The organism is Vibrio sp. AND4, assembly GCF_000171815.1.
Taxonomy (GTDB): Bacteria; Pseudomonadota; Gammaproteobacteria; order Enterobacterales; family Vibrionaceae; genus Vibrio.
Map to the genome: position 1 here is coordinate 1 of NZ_ABGR01000031.1, position 21252 is coordinate 21252.

Consider the following 21252-nt stretch of genomic DNA (forward strand, 5'->3'; position numbering starts at 1 on the left):
GCACACTCTTTCAAAGTTAAGAAACGATTGGCTGACACATATTAGCAAAGAAGTTATTCAATCCATCGAGATGGTATTAAATCTCTTTTGAGTAAATTTCTAGTATAGAATTGAAAAATATTCGGGCTCCGTAACATTCTTTAAACGCAATCATTATAGTCCGAATCAAGATATCGCTGCGCGGTTTCCTGTGCTTTAGTCTTATCAATATCGACTTGGAAGGTAAAGTCATCCAAATCCACTTCGTACCCGCTATGTTTAGCCAACAGTACCCAAACATAGGATGAATAAAAATCATGCTCTTCAGCATAACAAATTGAGAGATTCATTTGTGCTGCAGCATGCCCTTGCTTTGCTGCCTCGTAATACCACTTCATGGCTTCTTTATCACTTCTCTGGCATACCAGCCCATCTTGATACATAAGCGCAAGATTAAATTGTGCTTGCGCTACTCCCTGCTCAGCAGCTTTACGGTACCACTTTACTGATTGTTCATCGCTTTGCGTGACCACTTTTCCCTCTCGATACATTTCTCCGAGGAAATGTTGTGCTTGTGCATCCCCCTGATCTGCGGATCTTCTTATCCACTTTACCCATTCCATATCACTTTGTGGAACCCCAAGCCCATTTGCATACGCAACTCCAAGATTGTATTGTGCTTCAGCGTCTCCCTTCTCAGCAGCTTTGGTAAACCACTTAATTGACTCTTGATAATTCTTTTTTACTCCCTGACCATGCGCATACATGACCCCGAGGGTAAACTCGGCAGCAAGTACCCCCTGCTCTGCGGCTAGGCAGCACCATTTAAAGGCTTCTTTATAATCTTGCGGTACACCACGTCCAGTGCCATAAATCGAAGCAAGATTAAATTGCGCGTCGGCATTTCCGAGCGCTGCTTCTGAATAATAAATACCAACAATATCAATATCTTCTTCTTTCACAACTGGGGGTAAATACGCTACTTTCTCTTTCTTTTTGACTTTCTCAGTAACAAGGCCGCGAATTGACAAACTAAGACTGGACAGTTTCCGTAATATATTTTTGACTTTAAGCTTCATTTTCATTCAGGTTGACGATTAATTTGTTGATAGAAATAGTTATGATTGCTTTCGTGTTTTATTTCCCCACAGCACACCTTTGGACATAAATGACTTAGTTGCATCAAGATCAGGTATGAAAAATTATCTTGAAACCATAGTCTCTTATTATGTTCGAATTTATTCTCTGTAAGGCGTAAAGTCTATTCCATAGCCAAAAGGATTTTCTTTTGGCGGTTCTTCAGGCTCTGTATTATAAATCTCAACTTTTCCTTTAATATGAAATCCCACTTGTTCACCAATAACGTTTAACATGTCACAAGCTTGATCAAAATCTAGCGCTCAAACTTTAATTGCCATAAACGCGGGGCCAACAGGACAGTCAAAACCGTGTGAATTGTCGACAACTGTACCATCCCCTAACACAGTGAAATGAGTGTAGGGAGTCTGATCCTTTCCATATCTAAGTCTCAGTTTCCAATCCGAATTATTTTCCATTATTACTCCATAAACGCCTTGTTAAGGTGTAAGGCTAGCAATACAGAAGCCTCCGCATATCACCTTAGCCAATAAACCTAACTCATGGTAAAAATGCCACGCGTGCCGAATCACTCTTGAACCATATGTATACGCGTCCTATCGATTGTACTTAGCCTTATTCAACACTTCTTTGAGTTCATGTGTTTTCTCGAGGTTTACACCGTGAATATTGGCTAAAGCACAAACATAATACAACACGTCATATAACTCTTCTGCTATTGAACCTTTGAGTTCATCTAGCGTTGGTTGCCCATGTTTACCTTTGCGAATAGATTCCGATAATTCACCAACTTCTTCGATTAGTTTTAAAAAATAGTGTTCAGATTGCTCTGGCGCAAAATCGAATTCTTTTATATGAATTTGTAACTCAGATAACTTCATAACGTCCTTTTTGAATCATTTGCAATAAAGCCTATAACTCTTTCTTTACGGCTTTTGGCCGTCTTTTATCGTCCTATAATGCAGCCTTTTCGATCACAGTTCAATTAAAAATCAATAAGTTAATGAGATTTGCTGAGTATAAACCACTAAATGACGCATAATTTTAAAAAAGCTTGATTCGGCACTTAATCGAATAACTACAGGTAAGGCAAACGTACAGTCTAATATTTTGAGTAGATATTTGCGCTGAGAAGGAATGGGGCACTTTCGAGCTAGAAAGTGCCACGGGTAAAAATTCAACCTGAGAAGTTCTTGGACAAAAGTGAGTTAGATTCGAAGCTTTAACTAGTTCCGTGAACATTAGAGAAAGTTTCTTGAGCCTTAAACGTTTGTTATGCGAATTTCTCCACTTTTAAAGCTACACCTAGCCAATTACCCCAAACTGACAAAGGTGGTACTTCACTAACCGAACCGTCAGCTGGGTCAAACAAGCCTTGTTCACTCAAAGCCACACTGTGCTTCTCACCTGTATTGTGCACAATAGTTGGCAGTAATACCGTCGAAGAACCCTGCATACTTAAGCCCAACTCAATTTTAAGATTTTGAGCTTCAGCAAGCTTAAGTTCCTGAGGGTAGAAACTAGACAATGTTTGGAAAGTGTCCATATCTTTCACGATTACAGATGTTGAAAAACCAAATTTCTTGGCGACATAAGCCATCGCAACAATAGAATTCAATCCATTCCTAACATTTGCGAACGTATGCTGTGCAGTTTCAGGAATGATACCTGTAACTTCATAGACGAGTTTTGCAATAGTGTCTAAGCTATGCTCTTGCTGTATGCGGATCGATTTTTCAGTAAATGTCAGACTTTTCAGATCTAGCTTATTTATTACAACAGGCTCGAATGAATCAAAACATCCAAGGGTACTTAACGCCCCCACTAAGCTATATGCTCCACACATATTAGAGCCTGATGGCTGTACTATTTTAGGATATCGTTGCATCAATTTACTCCGTATTCGCATAACAACTATATTAGACAGAATAATTCTGTACTTAAATATAGAATTATTCTTTCTAGTATCTTAATGACGTAAACGATACATCTTTTTTACTATGAATAACAATGATTTAAGATCTACAGTTGTGTGCATACATCACTAAATACAGATTTTTTCTGTATAACATGAATTGACAAGCCAAATATGTATCAGCCTGCTGCACGAATAAGTGTTAGACAATTTGCCAACAAGCTGTTGCCAAAATAGTTCTCATGATAACTTCATGCGCTTTAACACACTTTGGGGCACTTTCGAGCTAGAAAGCGCCAAGGGTAAAAATTCAGGTCTATGAAGCCTCTGGACAGAAATGAGTTTCGGAAAACCAAACATTAGCAAATCATGAATAACTACAGCTATGGCAAATAGCAAAACTTGACGTGCAGAACGCACCGGATGATGTGTCGTAACCTCTGCCTTTCCAAGATCGCGATCGCCTTGAGAAAAGCAACAAGGCCGCCACCCTTCTAGAGCAGATCGCACAATTTACCTATATAAAGGCTCGGGCTTGTTCAACACTTGGGATTTAACGTTGGCTACGCAACGCTTAATCCTTACTTTTCATATGTTTATTCTTCGTGGATATCAATAATATGCTCAGGACCAAATACGACATCATCACCGCATTTTAGTAATACGTTCCCATATGGATCGTTGTCCAATGTACCTACATATAAGCCTTTCTCTAGCTCTTTGACTTCCACCCACATTCGTTCAATAGAAACCCCTTCTTCGGAGTCAGGGTCAAGCATATTGAAGATAAGCTTAACAATAGACCCTGACTTAATTGAAGATCGGGCGACAGAACTAGGAACCCCAAACGTGTCAGGATATTCTTTGCTAAGTAACTCTCCATCCTCAAGAAAGTAACCATCTTTTTTATATGTTGCTAGTTCCATACTGCCTCCTACACATAGCCTTGTGAGGTGTGAGGCACACAATACCGAAGCTGCCGCATACCACCTTAATCACTAAATTCAACGCATAGTAAAAATGCCACGTATTGTGAATCAATCTTAAACAGATTGTTAGTTTTCCGGTTCAGAAAACCTCAAGATATCCTTGTAATTATTTACAACAATATCGATAGAGTTATCGTCGTGGTAAACTCGATATAGCTTCCCACTTTCACCGTCATTAACATTAATAAAGTATGGGTCACCAGAACCACACAAACAGCAAGCGACAGCTATGTACCCAGATTTAACGACGTTAATACCCGGATAATAATTACTAGTTTCATCGTCAATATCCGAGCACGTAAAGACCTTAAAATCTGCACCTAACCCAGACAAATCGAAATCATCTGGGATCTCAAATGACTTATTACTCAAGTTGTTATCTGATATAAAATTTAACCAATAATATGGAATATTTATCACTGCAAACTCCAAAAGAAAACTAACGCCCTGCTAAGTGGCTAGCAACGCAACCACGATACTTAAACTAACCACCTTAAGCACTGTACCAGACTAGAACTAAAATCGCCCAGCGTTGATAATCCGTCTTAAGTAGTCTGTTGCATTCTCAGCTTTCCATCGAAATATCAGAAACTTGACCATTTTCATCAAATGAAACGCTTATTAGATAATTTGTGACATCATTGGGCAAAGTAAAATCATAGACGTCATCTTCCATGTAAGCGACTACCAGCACAGACAAAATGTCATTAAAGCTCGGATTTTCTTTGCCTAAAATTTCTAGCCATACCGCTTTAGGGAGTTCATCTAAATGATGCGATACAAACAAATCGATACCATATTCGCCCGATTCCGTACCGTGAGAGGATTTTATAGCTTCTAGAGCCAACTCTACTTTTTTATCCATTCCAATACTCCGCTTATATAGAGAAAAACATAACGCTTTATCGACGGACTTTTTCCGTAATTATATGCAACCAATAGTAACGCTAATTATACTCAAGCTCAATCTAATGCCCGTATTGCCTAGCGTCTAGGATGTGAACTTCAGAAATTGCCGAAAGTTTCGGTATAACTCCGGCGGCTTCGGAGTAATACAATTTTCAACCTACGTACGCCCAAAACAAGCTTGGTCTGTCTCTCATTCATCGGATTAGATTTGGTAGGGAAAACGAACGTCCCCTAAAATGTGCAGAGCATTTATTCTAAGTAACTTTGGGGCAAAAATCAGTTTCAAATAACGGAACATTAGCGAATTATGAATAACTATAAGTATGGCAAATGCTTTACTTTACTGTTAGGCGTAACGGATGAGACGAAACTTGTTCCTGCGATGACCGCGCGCGTGATGAGAGCACTTAGCCATCTCTCAGAGATGAATCACAATTTAAAGGTGAGGAATCTCAATGATTCTTTAACTGAACAATCGAGGCTTAACTCACGTCAAAATGAGTGCCTGACTAACCTAACTACTGCTCTACAATCTAAACACGGGGGTTTAATGAACACCTTCAGGCTGTTTTCGCAATTTCAGATACGCCCATCCTCCAAAAAACCTAAATTGACCTGATTTGGGATTGAATTAGAGCATAATGGACCAGTTCCGACGTCGTCGCCTGTCGATATAATTCTTTTTCGATTAAACCCATCCATGGGGGCTATAAATTTGATTGTCGTGTATTCGATAGGTGTTACCGTAAGATATAAATCATTGTTTTGTTCTAAGAGTTAGGTTTAGAACACTAGAATCAATGAACTAGAGAAGATGAACGAAAATATGTTTATACTAGATAGTATATTAATGAAAGAGTCGACGAGATAATTAATTTGAACGAGCATCAACTTATTGTGGCATATCATGAATCTCATCATTCGAGCGAGTTACATAGCCATGACTACCCACTTCTCGCTTTTATACATCAAGGTTGTCAGATTCTTTCTACTGATAAGCATAGTTTACTCTCTATGCCGGGGTCTTTAATTTATATTCCAGCCGGTGTGCCACATTGTGCTGATTTCTTAAAACAATCTCAGGTCTCTTTACTTCGCCTGCCTCTAACATCAATTCCTGATCTCACTGAAATATGTATGTTAGATGTATCCCCCATCGTTACTCAACTATTTAGCTTGTGGGAAAATGGTGGCCCAGAACCAGATCTTGAATCTCATTATATTCATGTTCTCATCGATCAATGTACCTATTGTAAAACAGCTAATAAGCCCCTAATTGCAAAGGAAGGAATGGATCGAAGACTACTACCAGTAATCGACGCACTATCAAACAAGCCAAGTATCAAATTGTCTATTTTAGATATATCCAAACAAACCGGTGCCTCTGTGCGTACTTTAAACCGACTTTTTCTCTCTAATTTTAAAACGTCTTTCAGAGATATTCGCCAAAAAGTTGTAATGGAACGCGCTGAAAAAATGATGGCAGCAGGCATTAGCGCAACTGATATTGCATTTGAACTCGAGTACTCTAGCTTATCTTCATTTTCTACTGCATTTAAAGAGCATCAGAAAAAGTCTCGTTAATGTTAAATTTGGCGCAAGTTGTAAACCGAGTGTCGTTTCATCCAAAACCTTAGCAGCGTAATCAGTTTAACCTGATGATCTGTTTTAATGTTATGGGGAAAACAATTGTCCAAAATAACTAATATAGCTATCAGTGTCCTAATGGCATCGATCTACTTTTTTTCGTCAAGTATGTATACACCGAGCTTTCCGGATATACAAAGTGGACTTCAAACCTCTGAGGCGCTGGTGCAACAGACTTTAAGTCTATTTTTTATCGCTTTAGCCTGTAGTCAACTTATCTGTGGTCCGCTTTCTGAGCGCTATGGGAGAAAGCCAATAGCGCTGCTTTCATCTTTTGTTTTTGTTATTGGTTCAATGACATGCCTTTTGGCTGATAGCATAGAGGTTTTGTTGATCGGTAGGATCATCCAGGGTTTGGGGGTTGGCGGTCTCTATTTGCTTTGTCGAACGATACTACAAGACGCTTTCGAGAAAACAGAGCTCATGGAGATACTTGCTTGGTATGGTATTTTTTTTATGAGTTTACCCGGTTTAACGCTCATTTTAGGAGGGTATCTGACTCAGCACTTTGGTTGGCATAGTAACTTTGTGTTTATGGCATGCTTATCGATTGCTACGCTATTGATTATCGCATTTATTAAACGTGAAACGATCCGTAAGACGAACCCCGACGCAATAAAGCCTAAACAGATACTAGAAGATTATGCCCTCATTGCATCAAATGTCACTTTTCTGTGTTATTTGACAATGATGTTTAGTGGGACCAGTTGTATATTACTCTTTCAAGTGACGGGCTCTTTTGTGGCTCAACATCAATTTGATTTAACGGCTGCAGACTACGGCATTGGATCAATGGTTTTGATTGTGAGTAGTGTTGCTTCACGATTTATATGGACTCAATTTTTAAAACACCGTATCAGTGAAAATATGACACTAGTTTATGGAAGCCTTATTCAAATTGTAAGTTGTGCTGTCATCACTTTAAGCCTTGTTGTCCATAGTTATTTATTAATGTTGATTGGGTTTTCTGCAATGGCATTTGGCTCAGCTTTTTTATTAGCAGTCGCGGGCGTATCAGCATTATATTTGTTTCCTAATCACAAAGGTCAGGTTGGTGCTATCTATGGTGCATTGCAGATGGTTGGAGCATTTGGTTTTACGTTTTGTTTATCCTTTGTTCCAGCCACCCACGGAGTGATGGTAATCAGTAGCTGGATTTTGTCTCTATTCACCGGAATCGCATTAATTATATTGTTTCGTCAGCAATCTAAAAACTTAGTGCTCGCTGAATCTTAATTTGGTTTAACCATATCCCCTAAACCTATCTATTAGGGGATATGAAAATGAGACCCTAATCAAATGTTGCTTGATGGTTATTTATTTACGGCTTATTGGAAAGCTTTAACTTGTATTATATAGTTGCCCAATATTATTTCATCATCGCCAAACAGCCTTATTTACAAAAATATTATTTTTCGTACCTATCTTTAGAGAAAAGGTATTGTACAAACTAATTTCACTACGGCCACGGTATTTTAAATTGTCCCCCTACCACAGATTATTTTATTTATTAACTGTGTTATCGAGCAATATTTTTGCTTAAATTAGAAAACTGCGGATAACGTTTAGTATCAGAAAACTCTTTGTGAACTGTCTATTTTAACGGCTACAGCCCAGTTAGTTGCTATGCAACACAAATCCACATTCTGTAAACACATTGCATTGATCTAGATTGAAAGGCAGACACTGCCAGAGCAATGTTTAACACTCACAGACAATATGCAACATAGTACATATTGTTCACAGTTTCCAAAAGCGCATTAGAATAATATAGAAAAACCCCCCCATAAAAGGAGTTACACTGATGAAAACACTACTTTTAACGTTAATTCTATCACTTTCACCTACTGCTTTCAGTCAAACAGTTGAAGACAGAGCTCCGCAGTTTCCTCAAACCGAAATAACTGAAAGTAAAGCGACTATTGACGAATTGAATAAAAAAACAGATTGTTCTTTCTCTAAACAAACTGATGAATATGGAAATGTGATTGATTGTTGTGAAATTTGTTGTAACCCTGCTTGTTACGGCTGCCTATAATAATGAGCCCGTGGTAATTCAAGAGCACAAACACACTTGAAAAGTATGCTTGTGCTCTTTTTTATCCGTACAATTTGGAGTAGAAGAAGTATCTTGAAATCTTTACGCTTATTAGACTACTGATTTTCTCCTATGCGCCACAACACACCACTGGGATCGGTTAAACAAAACTCGAGCATTCCCCAAGGTTGCTCAATAAGCTCTGTGACCTTTACACCAAATTCTTTGTCTAGATTTAGACCTAAAATAAACGAGTACCAGCTTTGAGCATCTTCAACTAGCAGGTGCATTAGAAAGTTGTTGCAGTGGACAGGCTCATAGAAGTCTTGGAGCAAGAAAGAACAAGAGCCAGATTTAAAATAAGCGATGCCGTCAAACTCAGACACCATTTCAAAGCCTATCGTCTGATAAAATCGCTGCGAAAGCTCAAAGTCCTGAGCGGGCACAAACGATTTTATTTCTACTGTATTCAGGTTTGCCATTTTTATCTCCATTTTCCTAACGCCCTGCTGAGAAGTAATTAACGTCGTCTATGGCTGTGAGTGAATGTTTGCCATGGTTGAACGATAGCGAGTTCGGCACTCGTTTGCGAATCGCTCTTTAATTGTTAGTTAGGCTTCTGTAAATTTTAGCTGGGTTAGTGCCGTACAGAGCAAACCAATATGGAATTAGTAAGCCAAATGCCATTAAGCCACCAAGAAACGTTGTTGGGACGCTTTGAAGCACTGATTCAAAAACCTTATCATACTTCTCTGGACTCAACGTTGGTTTACTAAGATATAGTTCATATAAAAAGCAAATTGGTTGGTATATAGACATTCGTAAAAACCAACTTAACGCACTAACTGGAAGTAAAAACAACAGCGGTCTTGTCCATACTGAAGGGGCTACAAAGTGAATTGCGGGAATAAAGTGCAGGAATGCCACATACAAGGCATTTGCGGATAATTTCTGGGCACCGACTGTGTAATACTGACCTTCATACATCATCAATACAGAGACACCAAGAACACTAACTATGAACAATTTCCCAAATTCTTTTGTACGTGCAATGCGAAGAAAGCAGTAGCCTACAACTAATAACAATGCAGTCAACCAAGCATAAGCTTCCCAGTTCATTTCTAGGAAGCGAGGGCTAGATGTTTGGATAAGTAGAAATAACGCATACGCTACGGGCAGATAAAGAAATAAAGCAACTCCGAGGCGAAGAAATGCCCAAGCCATTTGTCGTATCATCTGGAACTCCCTCCTAGAACCCTAACGCTTTCTGTACGGCAATTGTTCGTATTTCATAAACAATGCCTTCTTTATTTTCAATTACAAGTCAATAAGATAGCAAATATAAAAACAAGTTAGAAAGCTCTGTGGCTCATAATTTTGAAAAATCCTGATTCGGCACTGCATCGAATAACTACAGGTAAGGCAAACGTACAGTCTAAGATTTTGAGTCGATATTCGCGCTGAAAAGGAAATTGGGCATTTCTAAGCTAGAAAGCGCCAAGGGTAAAAATTCAGGTCTATACAGACTCTGGACAAAAACCTTGTTAACTCAAATGACTTAGTTGCATCAGATTAGGTAAACAAAGTATCTTGAAACCATAGCCTTTTGTTAGTCGTCTTGGATCTTAACCATAGAAAAGTGGTGACTTGCGATATTAAAGCCTTCCCGCAAGTAGAACTTATGCGCAGAAAAACGCTGAACACCAGAATCCAAATGTATTTGTTCACAACCGCTTTCTAAGGCGTATGCTTTAAACCAATCGACTATAAATTTACCAACTCCACGCGAACGAAATTGAGCATTAGTTACCAAATCTTCAATGTAAATATGCTTACCCCAAGCCAGCTTTTCACCCACGTTAAAGCCCGCTGCCGCAAGTATACCTTCTGATGATTTAACATAGACAACTTGGTAACCATTGGATTTCTGTTTCTCGATCTGAGCGGACAAAGTATCTAAGTTGTAGCTTGGGCGAAGCTGTAACAACACCTCTAAGACTGGCTCATAATCAGAGTCTTTCTCTAAAAATTGGACTTCCATGTTTTCTCCATTTTGACGGCTAAATGCCGTTTTTCATTTAACTATGATGCAACCTTTCTTATCGTGGTTCAATTAAGAATCAATAGATTAGCGAAAAGTAAAAGAGGAATGCTGCTGTTGTTTAAGTTGAAATAAATAATGCGGTTAATAATGTGATTTTTGTAAGAATCCAAACCCAAATTTGACCAGTGTGGATTCTATGTTTGCCTCGAGAGTGTGACCATTCGATTTAGTATAAAAGCCATTTTTGAATAGAGATTCAAAAGGCAACGGTGAGGCCTTGCCTTTATCTTTGCTTATACCATCCGTCTGCGAGTACCTCAGCTTGCTCAAGTACGAGCTTAATGGCTTCCTCTGCCGCATCTGGCGGGTACTTCCAGCGGCGCAGTAATCGACGAACAAGGTTACGCATTCGAGCACGGACACTTTCTCGCTTTTGCCAATCAACGGTTGCTGATTGGCGCAGCTGTATGGTTAATTCAATGGCTAATTGACGAAGATTATCATCACCTAACTCTCGAACCGATGCTTCATTCGCGACTAATGCTCGATAAAAAGCGATTTCATCAGCTGACAGATTCAACCCTGCCGCCATCTCAGCGTCAGCAGCCATCTCTTTTGCCCATTTGATCAACTCTTCAATAACCTGTGCGGTTTCGATGCTGCGGTTATGGTATTTGTTTAACGTCGTCAAAATGCGGTCTGAGTATTTTTTCTCTTGCACCACATCGTTTTTCATTCGTGCTTTGACCTCATCACGCAAAAGCTTTTCGAGCAGCTCGACGGCGAGGTTTTGCTCTTTTAAATTCTTCACATCTTCTAAGAACTCTTCAGAAAGCAAGCCGATGTTAGGCTTATCAAGACCAACCATAGAGAAAATATCATCGACGCCATCTGCAATCACAGCATTATCGAGGATCTGCTTCAACGCCGTATTGCGCTCTTCATCCGTACGCTTTTTATCGACGGTTGAGTGCTTCATAAACGCAGCTTTAATCGCAGAATAAAAAGCGATTTCGTTCTTGTAACCACACGTCTCATCCATGGTATTACACAACGAATACGCTTTACCAAGCGCAGCCATCACATCAAGAAAACGGCGTTTGCCATCGCGCACTTCATGGCCTTTATTATCGGTATGTGACAAACCCGACAGATGATTTACCGCGCCCGGCAGCAAGCGTAACGCCTCAGTTTCGAAGTCAGGACGGTAGTGAAATACCTTACCATCAACTGGCGTAGCAAACATACCGCGAACGATATCAACCTTTTCCATCAGTACCGAAAAGGCTTCGGCTGTATCAACCGTTGGTTGCCCTTTACCTTGGCTATTGGTGTAGGTTTTGAGTGCGTTTTTTAGCTCATTGGCGATGCCGATATAGTCAACCACCAGACCGCCCGGTTTATCTTTAAAAACGCGGTTTACACGTGCGATAGCCTGCATCAGGTTGTGACCTTTCATTGGCTTATCGACATACATGGTATGACAACACGGCGCATCAAAGCCTGTTAGCCACATATCACGTACAATGACCAATTGAAGCTCATCTTGAGTATCTTTATATCGAGCTTCGAAGAGCTTTTTGGTTTTCTTATCATGGATGTGCGGTTGCATCTTAGGTTTATCAGATGCGCTGCCTGTCATGACAATCTTAATGGCCCCTTTCGCGGGATCATCATTGTGCCACTCTGGTTTAATCGCAACAATCGCGTTGTAGAGATCAACACAGATTTCACGGCTCATGGCGACAATCATGGCCTTACCGGGGAACGTTTCGGTGCGCGTTGTAAAGTGATTCACCAAGTCCTGAGCCACTTGCAGGATGCGTGGCTCTGCACCGACGAGCTTTTCAAGCGTTGCCCATTGAGATTTGATTTTCTCTCGGCTCGCGGTCTCTTCATCCTCACCGATCTCATCGTCGATTCGGTCATTAAGCTGCTCGATTTCAGCTTGGTTGATATCCAGCTTAGCGAGGCGCGACTCATAATAAATGGGAACCGTTGCCCCATCATCGACCGCATCTTGAATATCGTATATAGAAACATATTCACCAAACACTCCACGCGTGTCTTTGTCATCAACGGCAATTGGCGTCCCCGTAAAGCCAATGAAAGAAGCATTAGGCAGCGCATCACGCAGGTATTTCGAATACCCGTACACGTACTTAGCGTCGATAACATTATCATCCCCATCTTTGACTGATACTAACCTAGATTTGTTACCATATTGACTGCGGTGCGCTTCATCCGATACCACCACAATATTGGCACGCTCAGATAAAACAGGGTGCTCTGTTTCATCTGCCAATAACGCAAATTTTTGAATCGTGGTGAAGATGATGCCGCCTGATTGACGGTTGAGTAGCAAATCCCGCAATTCGTCACGATCATCAGCTTGCTGAGGAATTTGCTTTAGCGTCTCGCTCGCCATACTGAAGGTATTAAACAGCTGACCATCTAAGTCATTTCGGTCGGTAACCACAACAATGGTTGGGTTGTTCATCGCGGGTTGCTGCAATAACTTACTGGCATAACAAACCATAGAGATACTTTTGCCACTGCCTTGAGTATGCCAGACCACGCCAGCTTTACCGCTGCCGGCTTTGATGTTCTCTAAACCCTTCGTTGCTTGAACTTGATACTTCCCAACACTTTCAGCCACCATAGGTAAATCACCATCAACCTGTTTTGCTTTAACGGTGGCGTCTACCGCAGCACGAACAGCATGAAACTGGTGATACCCTGCAATTTTTTTAATCATTTTGTCATGGTCGGTTTCAAACAAGATGAAATAGCGAATGTAATCTAGAAGCAAATCCGGTCTAAAGAACCCCCGCACCATGGTTTCTAACTGAAACTCTAGCAGTGGTTTATCATCTTCACCTGTAACGGTTTTCCACGGTAAAAATCGTTCTTGATTTGCCGTTAATGACCCCACTTTGGCAATGACACCATCACTAATGACCAAGGCTTCATTAAATACAAACAGATCCGATATTTCTTCTTTGTAGGTTTGAAGCTGGTTATAAGCATTCCAAATATCAGAATGCGTCTTGGCTGGATTTTTTAGCTCGATAACCGCAATCGGCAAACCATTAATGAACACCACTATATCCGGGCGACGGTTGCCCTTTTTACCTGTAATGGTGAACTGATTGACAACCAGAAACTCGTTGTTATCTGGATTGGTAAAGTCCATTAAACGGGCATGGGTGTGCTTGGTCTTGGTCTCTAACTGACCAGTTTCGCCATCGTCATACACGGTGTACTCAACAGGCACCCCCTCAATCAGGTATTTATGGAAAACTCGGTTGCTTTTGATCAGTACCGGCGTATCCGGGGTGCTCACCGTGTTGACCACCACAGCCAAGCTTTCTTGTGGTAGTTCGGGGTTCAGTACCTCTAAACGCTCAAGTAGGCGCTGTTTCAGCACGACTTGGTGATAATCGTCACGCTCAGGTGCACCACCGTCAGGGGCGATATCGTAGCCTTTTATGTAGAGGTAACCTTGGTCTACGAACCAATCAAGACAGAGCTGTTCTAGTTGGTTTTCTGTAATCATGACCACTCTCCGTTATTATTGGTCCCCAATCACGATGAATCTAGCGACCATAAACGAGCCAAGCCGTCAATTTTTGCTCAGGGTGCGCCTTACGCGTTTCTATGATCATGGCTACTCGGGTTGCCATTAGACAGCCTCTGCCTCTTGTTTGCTTGTCTCTAAATCAGGTAGCCATTGGATGGCCTCAATCAATGGTTTGCTTGTCTCTAACTCGATTTCGCCGGAAAGCAATTTAGGAAGCAGTGTGTCACGGAGCTTTACTAACTCTTGAGACTCCAAAATATTTGCTTCGATCTTGGCGAAGATTGGGGCAGCAAACTCATGGTACTTCTTAACTAGTTCAGTACTTGGGCAGGCAAACTCAAACGTTGTGATTCCTTTTGGAGATAAGTGTAATACCGTTGTTCCCGTAGCAAAGCTCTCTGCATAGCGGTGAAAGCGATACGTGCTCATTAGCCCATAAAAGTATTGCTTAGCATCAGTTTCTTTTGGACGTAGTATCGCAACATCAAGCGATGCAACCAACGTGTCATACTGTGGCGCTTCAATGACTAGTGCAGGTTTACCTACAATCTCTGCTGCTTGAGTAACGTCAGTTAATGACATTACTAAATCACCAGCCTCAATAACCTGTTGAGGTTTGTATGTACCAGTGTATTCCTTAAGGCCGTCCATTCTGTAGCCACCGCCACGTTTAAACGATTTCAAAGTAACTAGCGCGGTTGTTGACTCTTGGAGTTCAGAACTTTTATATGATTTGCCTTTCGTCAACTCAATATGATTGCCGACTTGATCAACAGGCCACCCCTCAGGAATCAAACCCAACTCAGACTCAACAAGCTTTTCTGGGAATAGCGAGGCAGTAGCTGCATCCATACCTTCCGGTTGTTCGCCGTTCATCTTGGCTTTGACTGGATCGAAGTCGACAAACCATGACTTGAAGATGGCTTGTGCCATCTGCTCTAAGGTTTGGTTGGTAGCTGTAGCCAATTCATTTTTTCTGTCTAGCTCATCTAAGATTTTGGCTACATAGTCTTGAGTTTCCTTGTTTGGTAACTCAACTGGTATCTTTGAAAGGGTCGCTTGAGTTAAGTTCGATATAACAGAGCCTGTTGTTATTCTGACAAATATCTCCCTGTACTTAGCGCTACGGAGTAAATAATAAAGATATAAAGGATTTACTTTGCTTTCATCGAATAGCCTAAAACGGATTGTAAAACCACTAAAAATACAATTTTCTGGATAGTCATTGACAATAGCAACTTGACCGGAACCTTCTGCTTTAAGAGAAGACCGCGCAAAAAGCAGATCATTTTTTCTTACTAGATAGTCATCTAACTTTTTTAAAGTCCCAATTCTTATCGAACTTAATCCTTCTGTATCAACATAACGCCCTCTAAAAAGCTGCTTAACACTCATTACAGGACAACCATCTCCTGCATCATTTTTATTAAAGTTTGCTCCATTTTTAAGACTACCCAACTCCCCGAGGTCATAAGTCATTAAATCAAAGCTCATAGCCCAACCCCGCTAAGTTCTTCTTGATCTCTGCTTCTAGCGTTGCTGACTCCGCAAACTGCTCGCTTAAATTAGCGGTTAGCGCAGCCATCTTCTCACCGAATGGAATACCGTCATCTAGCTCTTCAGCAGCGCCAACGTAGCGCCCCGGAGTTAATACAAAATCGTGCTTGGTGATTTCGTCAAGGGTTGCTGATTTACAGAAACCCGCTTGGTCTTCATAAGCGATGCCGTTTACTTCTATCCCTGTTTTCCAAGCATGGTAAAGGTCTGCGACTTTTTGAATGTCATCACGGGTGAAATCACGCAGCACGCGGTCTTTCATGTAACCGAGGTTACGTGCATCAATAAATAGCACTTCACCTTTGCGATCACGCAGTTTGCGGCCTGCTTTATCAGTGCGAGCGGTTTTGTTCTTGGTTAGGAACCAAATACATGCTGGGATCTGGGTGTTGGTAAACAGTTGACCCGGCAGCGCCACCATGCACTCCACTAAATCGTTTTCAATCAAGGAAGCACGGATTTCACCTTCATTATTGGTACTGGAGCTCATCGAACCATTGGCAAGTAACAAGGCTTGCGAGCCATCTGGTGCAAGGTGATAAAGCATGTGCTGCATCCACGCAAAGTTCGCGTTACCCGAAGGCGGATTGCCGTAGATCCAACGAGGATCGTTATCATCAACACCTGTGTTCCACTCTTTCATGTTGAACGGTGGGTTCGCCATGATGAAATCAGCACGAAGATCTGGGTGCTGTACGTTGGTGTAGGTACTGGCAGGCTCTTTACCGAAGTCGTAATCCAAACCACGGATCGCCATGTTCATCGCCGCGAGCTGCCATGTGGTGTGGTTGTATTCCTGACCGTAGATAGAGATCTTCTGCTTTTGCGTTAACGGGTCGACTTCTTTTTGATTTGCTCTGCGCTCGATAAACTTCTCCGATTGCACAAAGAAGCCGCCGCTGCCCATTGCAGGGTCATAGACGCGGCCTTCAAACGGTTCAATCATTTCAACAATCAGCGATACGATAGAGGCAGGCGTATAGAAAGCCCCGCCTCGCTTACCCTCAGCAAGAGCAAATTGACCTAACATGTATTCGTATACATGCCCTAGGATGTCTTTGCTGTTTAGATCAGCATGAACAAATGGGATAGTCGCAATCAGGTTGATAAGCTCATTGAGCTTCGCTTGGTCAATCTTTAATGAAGAATATGACTTATTGAGCGCACCTTTAAGTTTTGTGGGATTTTCACGTTCAATGCCTTCAAGTGCGTTATCAATTAGGTGACCAACAGAAGTGATTTTCTTGGTGACTTTTGACTGATTTGGACCGTCAATCTCAAGGTCTGCACCACCAATCACACGAGGGCCATTATCTTGCAGGAACTGCCAACGTGATTCGGTTGGTAGCCAGAACACGTTCTTCTCGGTGTAGAAGTCGCGAACTTCTAGTTCATTGGCAATCTCTTCTGCCAGTTCTTCTTCCGAGAAGTCGGCTGGATCTAGGTAGTATTCATGATCTGGGTTAGCGAGGTCAGCTTTGATTTCATCCTGACGTAACTTAAATGCATCAGAAACGTATTTAACGAAGATTAGACCCAACACGGCATGCTTGTACTGTGCCGCATCGAGCGTTGAGCGCAGCTTTTCTGCTGCTGTCCAGAGCTTACTTTCAAGCTCTTTCAGGAATAGTTGTTCTTGCTGGTTCATTTGAGTTTACTTAATATGCAACAATGCACACATAATAGCAGTCAACTATCAATTTACTTTGACTTATGTCTTATTTGATGGTGATTTTTTGTGCAACAATGCGCGCATCGCGATGGCTTAAAACAAAGGTAAACGAGTTGGTCAGAAAAAGCGTTCAAGCGAGAAGATACCCGTTTTTATTATCAATTTTTTAGTGGTAAAAGGTAATCACGGGGCATTCCTGTGTTAAGCCTCTTAGTAACGACAAAACGCCACAAGTAAATGTTCACTTCCCCTATCACTTTACCGCACATCATAAAATTTAAAGACTGAGCCTTCAAAAGGGATATTGAATCGTCTCGATAGAAATTTTTCTTCTTAATGAGTGTTTGAACCTAGGTAAGAACATAACGCGTTGAGAGTAGATTCTTAGTCTCGCTAAGGCTCGCTGGAATGACGCTTTCTGACTACTCTACTGTTTAATTTATCGTCATTCTGAACAGCGAGGGACGAGCGTGATTCAGAATCTATTCGCCAAGTGCTCGGAAGGTGCTGCAGCCCCCAGAAAATCCCTGCATTCATTAAGCACTTACAGCATCAAGCGAATCTAAATGAGCAAAAAAAGTAGAACACCTGAGAGGGAAGATTTGTTCAAAACTTAGTTAGACCGGGCTCTTGAATAGACTCTAGCATAAAGCATGTTTCCACTTTCAAATTGAAACTCAATATAAGAAGTCATTCTGCAAAGCGCTTCTCATCTTCATAGCTATTTTTAAAACACTGATTTTAAAGGCCAAAATATTGGTGCATATTTTGCGTGTGATACGTGTTGGCTGGGGGGTAATTGGCGATGACATACAGGGCAGAAATTGACGGATTAAGAGCAATTGCAGTCTTACTGGTTATTTTTTTCCATTCAGATCTAGAGACATTTGCTGGTGGTTTTATTGGCGTGGATGTTTTTTTTGTCATCAGCGGCTATTTAATCACAACCTTAATAATAAGCGATTTAGATAAAAACCAGTTTAGCCTTGCTGCTTTCTATGAACGTCGTGTTCGCAGAATATTACCTTTGTTGTTGCTCGTAGTGGCGACGTGTTATCTGCTCTCTTGGTGGTTATTTCTCCCCAATGCGCACAAAGAGGTGGGCGAATTTTCTGTCTCTTCTATTCTGTCAGCGTCTAACCTTCTCTTGTATCTCAAAGGACATAACTATTTTGGGCTAGAAGAGCAAGCCAATCCCCTTTTTCATACTTGGAGCTTAGGGGTTGAAGAGCAGTATTACCTTGTGATTCCTTTGCTGCTTATGCTGCTGGCTCGCAGCAAATTTATGTCTTATGCGGTCTTTTTCTTAGCGGCATTTGTTCTTAGCCTAATCACCATTTGGTATGCAGGCAGTGACTCTGACTTCGCGTTTTACATGATTTTTTCCCGCGCTTGGGAATTGATGGCAGGTTCGCTTGTCGCTCTAATCATGCGCAAAGCCACGATAAAACCCAGCAATTTCCTGGTCATGATTGGTTTGATTCTGATACTCGCCTCGGCCATTTTGCTAGACAAATCAAGAGATGGTGCGGGCCTGATACTCTTGGTCCCTGTGGTTGGTACCGCGTTGATCATTCTATTCTCATCCCAAGACAGTTCGCTCGGTAAAGCATTAGGCTACAAGCCCATCGTTTTTATTGGGCTACTCAGTTATAGCCTCTATTTATGGCACATTCCTTTGTTGGTCTTTTATCGATACCTACTGGCTTCGGTGCAAGAATTTAACTTCGCGTTTTATCTCGCGACTCTTATTACGCTTTCTTACTTAACTTGGCGCTTTGTTGAAAAGCCATTTCGTAGCCGTAAAAAAATCGGTGTGACCACACTGGCTGCCTCAATAGTATTGGTCACCCTACCGCTGTTGACCTTTGGCGTGGTCGGTCATAAAAACGGTGGTTTTCCAGATCGCAGCGCGTTTTTTGAAGCCATGCGGGTGAATAATGGTTACGGCATCGCTTGTAACGGCAACACTGGCATTAATGATGCCTGCTCTTCGTCTTCTAAGCCTACCGTCGCCGTTCTGGGTAACAGTCATAGCATGGTGTTTGTTCAGGAACTGGCCAAGGAGACACCTACGGGGGTGGTTCAACTCACACAGGATTCTTGCGCCATTGGCTATGTTGATAAGATTCCAGGTGCAAACTATTTGTCTTGCAGCCGTTTTTTTACTGAGGCAGTAAAAACCATTCGGGATACCCCTTCCATCCGTCGCGTGGTTATTTCTTCTAACTTCAACAAAGAATTGTCCCAGCCATCTTACCAAGCTTCACTGACTCGCCTGTTGAACGAGCTAGGAGATCGAGAGGTTGTCGTCTTTGGCCCAACACCTTCCGCGCCGCATGCGATTGGCGAGTGTTTATGGAAGGCGCGGCTATTTGGTGACGATGCCGTTAATGAATGCGACTTCTCATTGAAGCCGTCACACAAAGATCACATGGCGGCGCTGGCAGCATACTTTGAGCCATTCAAACATGTGGAGTTTATCGACCTTACCCACTACATCTGTCAGCAAGGCCATTGCGTCATGAGAGTCGGTAACAACAACGCTATGTATACCGATGCAAACCACCTTTCCTACAAAGGTGCAGAGATCGTGCTACGCAACTACCAGAAGAAAGTAGAAAACGTCCCACAGCTGGCCGTGCAGTATTAAAACGCACTATCCTCAGTGACTTCAAGATGCAGGATTCACAGTCTTGCCGTGATTCCCTGTTTAACCAAGCTAAGCGAGGAAAACAACGCGGTGCAGTAGCCAGTAACCGACTCCTTGTTGGAGATCCAGACGCTGGGCTTGTTATTTAAAGATTCTTGGGTCGAAAGCAAAATCGAGTTTCTCTGCCTTCTTCAATATGTCTTTCATCTTGGGGTGATTCGGGTTAACCACATAGTTGTTATCACGCGGAGAGATCGTCGAGGGTACTTGCAACGCGGCAAACTCGGGATGCGGATCGTTAAGGAACTGGTCGCCAATGTATTGTGTGGATTCACTGGCAGGAATCGAGCGCCAAGTGACGGGCAGATCTTCTTCATCTAGTGTTGCGATTAAGTATTCCGGCACCTCTATACGATACAAATCGTAGAGCTTGGTGATCGCGGGATCATTGTTGACATGAACAAAAACCTCTAACGAGCAGAGAGATTCCGATTGAGAAAAGTACAGAGCCTCGGTTCCTTTTGAATTCCATCGACCACCGTATAGCTTGGCGCCAATTGGGCTAAATGGAGATTCAGAAAATTTTTTTTGAGTCAGTCGATAGAGCTTCATGTTACGAGAAAACCCCGTGTTCAAGTCGCCCAATCAAATCTTTTACGATTTCGAAATCAACCGTGGTTGAAACCATATCCAAAGGGCGCTTGCCACCCAAACCGTATACATTTTCTCGCATCCAACCCAGCGCGCGCTCTTCATCATCAAACAGCTCTGTCGCAAGTTTAAGTAACATGGCCAAGCGGTAAATGGCGTCGCTCTCTTGCGTATTGAAACGCTCTTCGTTTTTAAGTCGACGTTTGATCGTGCTAACCGGGATCAGTGTGATGTGTTGGAATTCACTCTGAGAAAGTTTCACACGCTCAACGATATTGCGATATACCTTTGGCTCAAAACCTTTATGAACCGCATCGGTACGACCGGTTTCGGCATCTTCAATGCCTAGCATAAACCAGAAATTTGCCCTATGAGGCGGCTTTGGTTTAAAGCTTTTTAATGTTGCAGTCGCCATGCTGAGCTCCTGTAGACCAAATGGTCTTGTTATTATGGTCCATATGAGCTCAATTATCAATAATAGAAGACAGTATCGCCTCAACAAGTGCCGACTCACGCT

At 41.8% G+C, this 21252-nt stretch carries 20 protein-coding genes; 5 read left to right on the forward strand and 15 right to left on the reverse strand.

From position 1 onward, the window contains the following. Positions 1–140: 140 nt before the first annotated feature. From AND4_RS16440 to AND4_RS16470, 7 genes are all read right to left on the reverse strand, one after another. A complete protein-coding gene (locus AND4_RS16440) occupies positions 141–1064 on the reverse strand; it encodes a tetratricopeptide repeat protein (protein WP_009844101.1) in 924 nt (307 codons plus the stop codon). A 153-nt stretch (positions 1065–1217) separates the two neighbouring features. Further along, positions 1218–1352 (reverse strand): hypothetical protein, encoded by a 135-nt coding sequence (locus AND4_RS20550; RefSeq protein WP_009844102.1) that lies wholly within the window; start codon positions 1350–1352, stop codon positions 1218–1220. Positions 1353–1673: 321 nt separating this feature from the next. Further along, positions 1674–1958, reverse strand: a complete 285-nt coding sequence (locus tag AND4_RS16450) for a MazG nucleotide pyrophosphohydrolase domain-containing protein (protein ID WP_009843790.1) — start codon at positions 1956–1958, stop codon at positions 1674–1676. Between the two features lie 392 nt (positions 1959–2350). Beyond that, positions 2351–2965 carry a hypothetical protein gene (locus AND4_RS16455; RefSeq protein ID WP_083796301.1) on the reverse strand — a complete coding sequence of 205 codons (615 nt, stop codon included), beginning with the start codon at positions 2963–2965 and terminating at the stop codon, positions 2351–2353. Positions 2966–3588: 623 nt separating this feature from the next. Then, positions 3589–3918, reverse strand: coding sequence for a DUF2314 domain-containing protein (locus tag AND4_RS16460; protein ID WP_009844105.1), 330 nt, complete (start codon positions 3916–3918; stop codon positions 3589–3591). A 129-nt stretch (positions 3919–4047) separates the two neighbouring features. Beyond that, positions 4048–4353: a hypothetical protein gene (locus AND4_RS16465; RefSeq protein WP_241210260.1), complete on the reverse strand. Its 306-nt coding sequence runs from the start codon at positions 4351–4353 to the stop codon at positions 4048–4050. 193 nt (positions 4354–4546) lie between these two features. Beyond that, a complete protein-coding gene (locus AND4_RS16470) occupies positions 4547–4846 on the reverse strand; it encodes a DUF2004 domain-containing protein (protein WP_009844107.1) in 300 nt (99 codons plus the stop codon). Positions 4847–5766: 920 nt separating this feature from the next. Between AND4_RS16470 and AND4_RS19690 the strand changes: the two genes are divergently transcribed. The 3 genes from AND4_RS19690 (at position 5767) to AND4_RS16490 (ending at position 8575) form a co-directional block, all read left to right on the forward strand. Further along, a complete protein-coding gene (locus AND4_RS19690) occupies positions 5767–6474 on the forward strand; it encodes an AraC family transcriptional regulator (protein ID WP_009844109.1) in 708 nt (235 codons plus the stop codon). A gap of 105 nt (positions 6475–6579) precedes the next feature. Beyond that, a complete protein-coding gene (locus tag AND4_RS16485; protein WP_043991805.1) occupies positions 6580–7773 on the forward strand; it encodes an MFS transporter in 1194 nt (397 codons plus the stop codon). A 568-nt stretch (positions 7774–8341) separates the two neighbouring features. Continuing rightward, a complete protein-coding gene (locus tag AND4_RS16490; RefSeq protein ID WP_009844111.1) occupies positions 8342–8575 on the forward strand; it encodes an ST-I family heat-stable enterotoxin in 234 nt (77 codons plus the stop codon). Between the two features lie 116 nt (positions 8576–8691). On the opposite strand, the gene AND4_RS16495 is transcribed toward AND4_RS16490, so the two are convergent. The 6 genes from AND4_RS16495 to AND4_RS16520 form a co-directional block, all read right to left on the reverse strand. Continuing rightward, positions 8692–9057, reverse strand: a complete 366-nt coding sequence (locus AND4_RS16495) for a VOC family protein (RefSeq protein ID WP_009844112.1) — start codon at positions 9055–9057, stop codon at positions 8692–8694. 118 nt (positions 9058–9175) lie between these two features. Continuing rightward, positions 9176–9811: a hypothetical protein gene (locus AND4_RS16500; protein ID WP_009844113.1), complete on the reverse strand. Its 636-nt coding sequence runs from the start codon at positions 9809–9811 to the stop codon at positions 9176–9178. Positions 9812–10184: 373 nt separating this feature from the next. After that, the gene (locus AND4_RS16505) at positions 10185–10616 is read right to left on the reverse strand and encodes a GNAT family N-acetyltransferase (protein ID WP_009844114.1); all 432 of its coding nucleotides are present in this window, start codon (positions 10614–10616) and stop codon (positions 10185–10187) included. A 286-nt stretch (positions 10617–10902) separates the two neighbouring features. Continuing rightward, a complete protein-coding gene (locus tag AND4_RS16510) occupies positions 10903–14178 on the reverse strand; it encodes a type I restriction endonuclease subunit R (RefSeq protein ID WP_009844115.1) in 3276 nt (1091 codons plus the stop codon). A 126-nt stretch (positions 14179–14304) separates the two neighbouring features. Further along, positions 14305–15696 carry a restriction endonuclease subunit S gene (locus tag AND4_RS16515; RefSeq protein ID WP_009844117.1) on the reverse strand — a complete coding sequence of 464 codons (1392 nt, stop codon included), beginning with the start codon at positions 15694–15696 and terminating at the stop codon, positions 14305–14307. After that, positions 15686–17407: a type I restriction-modification system subunit M gene (locus AND4_RS16520; protein ID WP_009844118.1), complete on the reverse strand. Its 1722-nt coding sequence runs from the start codon at positions 17405–17407 to the stop codon at positions 15686–15688. The genes AND4_RS16515 and AND4_RS16520 overlap by 11 nt, the downstream gene beginning before the upstream one ends. 829 nt (positions 17408–18236) lie before the next feature. Here AND4_RS16520 and AND4_RS16525 point away from each other — a divergent pair. Both AND4_RS16525 and AND4_RS20555 read left to right on the forward strand, forming a co-directional pair. Continuing rightward, positions 18237–20084: an acyltransferase family protein gene (locus tag AND4_RS16525; RefSeq protein WP_009844119.1), complete on the forward strand. Its 1848-nt coding sequence runs from the start codon at positions 18237–18239 to the stop codon at positions 20082–20084. A gap of 26 nt (positions 20085–20110) precedes the next feature. Further along, on the forward strand, positions 20111–20233 hold the full coding sequence (locus AND4_RS20555) for a hypothetical protein (RefSeq protein ID WP_009844120.1): 123 nt from the start codon (positions 20111–20113) through the stop codon (positions 20231–20233). Here AND4_RS20555 and AND4_RS16530 read toward each other — a convergent pair. Together AND4_RS16530 and AND4_RS16535 are read right to left on the reverse strand one after the other, a co-directional pair. Beyond that, positions 20226–20696: an RES family NAD+ phosphorylase gene (locus AND4_RS16530; RefSeq protein WP_009844121.1), complete on the reverse strand. Its 471-nt coding sequence runs from the start codon at positions 20694–20696 to the stop codon at positions 20226–20228. The genes AND4_RS20555 and AND4_RS16530 overlap by 8 nt on opposite strands. A 1-nt stretch (position 20697) precedes the next feature. Then, positions 20698–21150 (reverse strand): antitoxin Xre/MbcA/ParS toxin-binding domain-containing protein, encoded by a 453-nt coding sequence (locus tag AND4_RS16535; RefSeq protein WP_009844122.1) that lies wholly within the window; start codon positions 21148–21150, stop codon positions 20698–20700. Between the last annotated feature and the right edge of the window lie 102 nt (positions 21151–21252).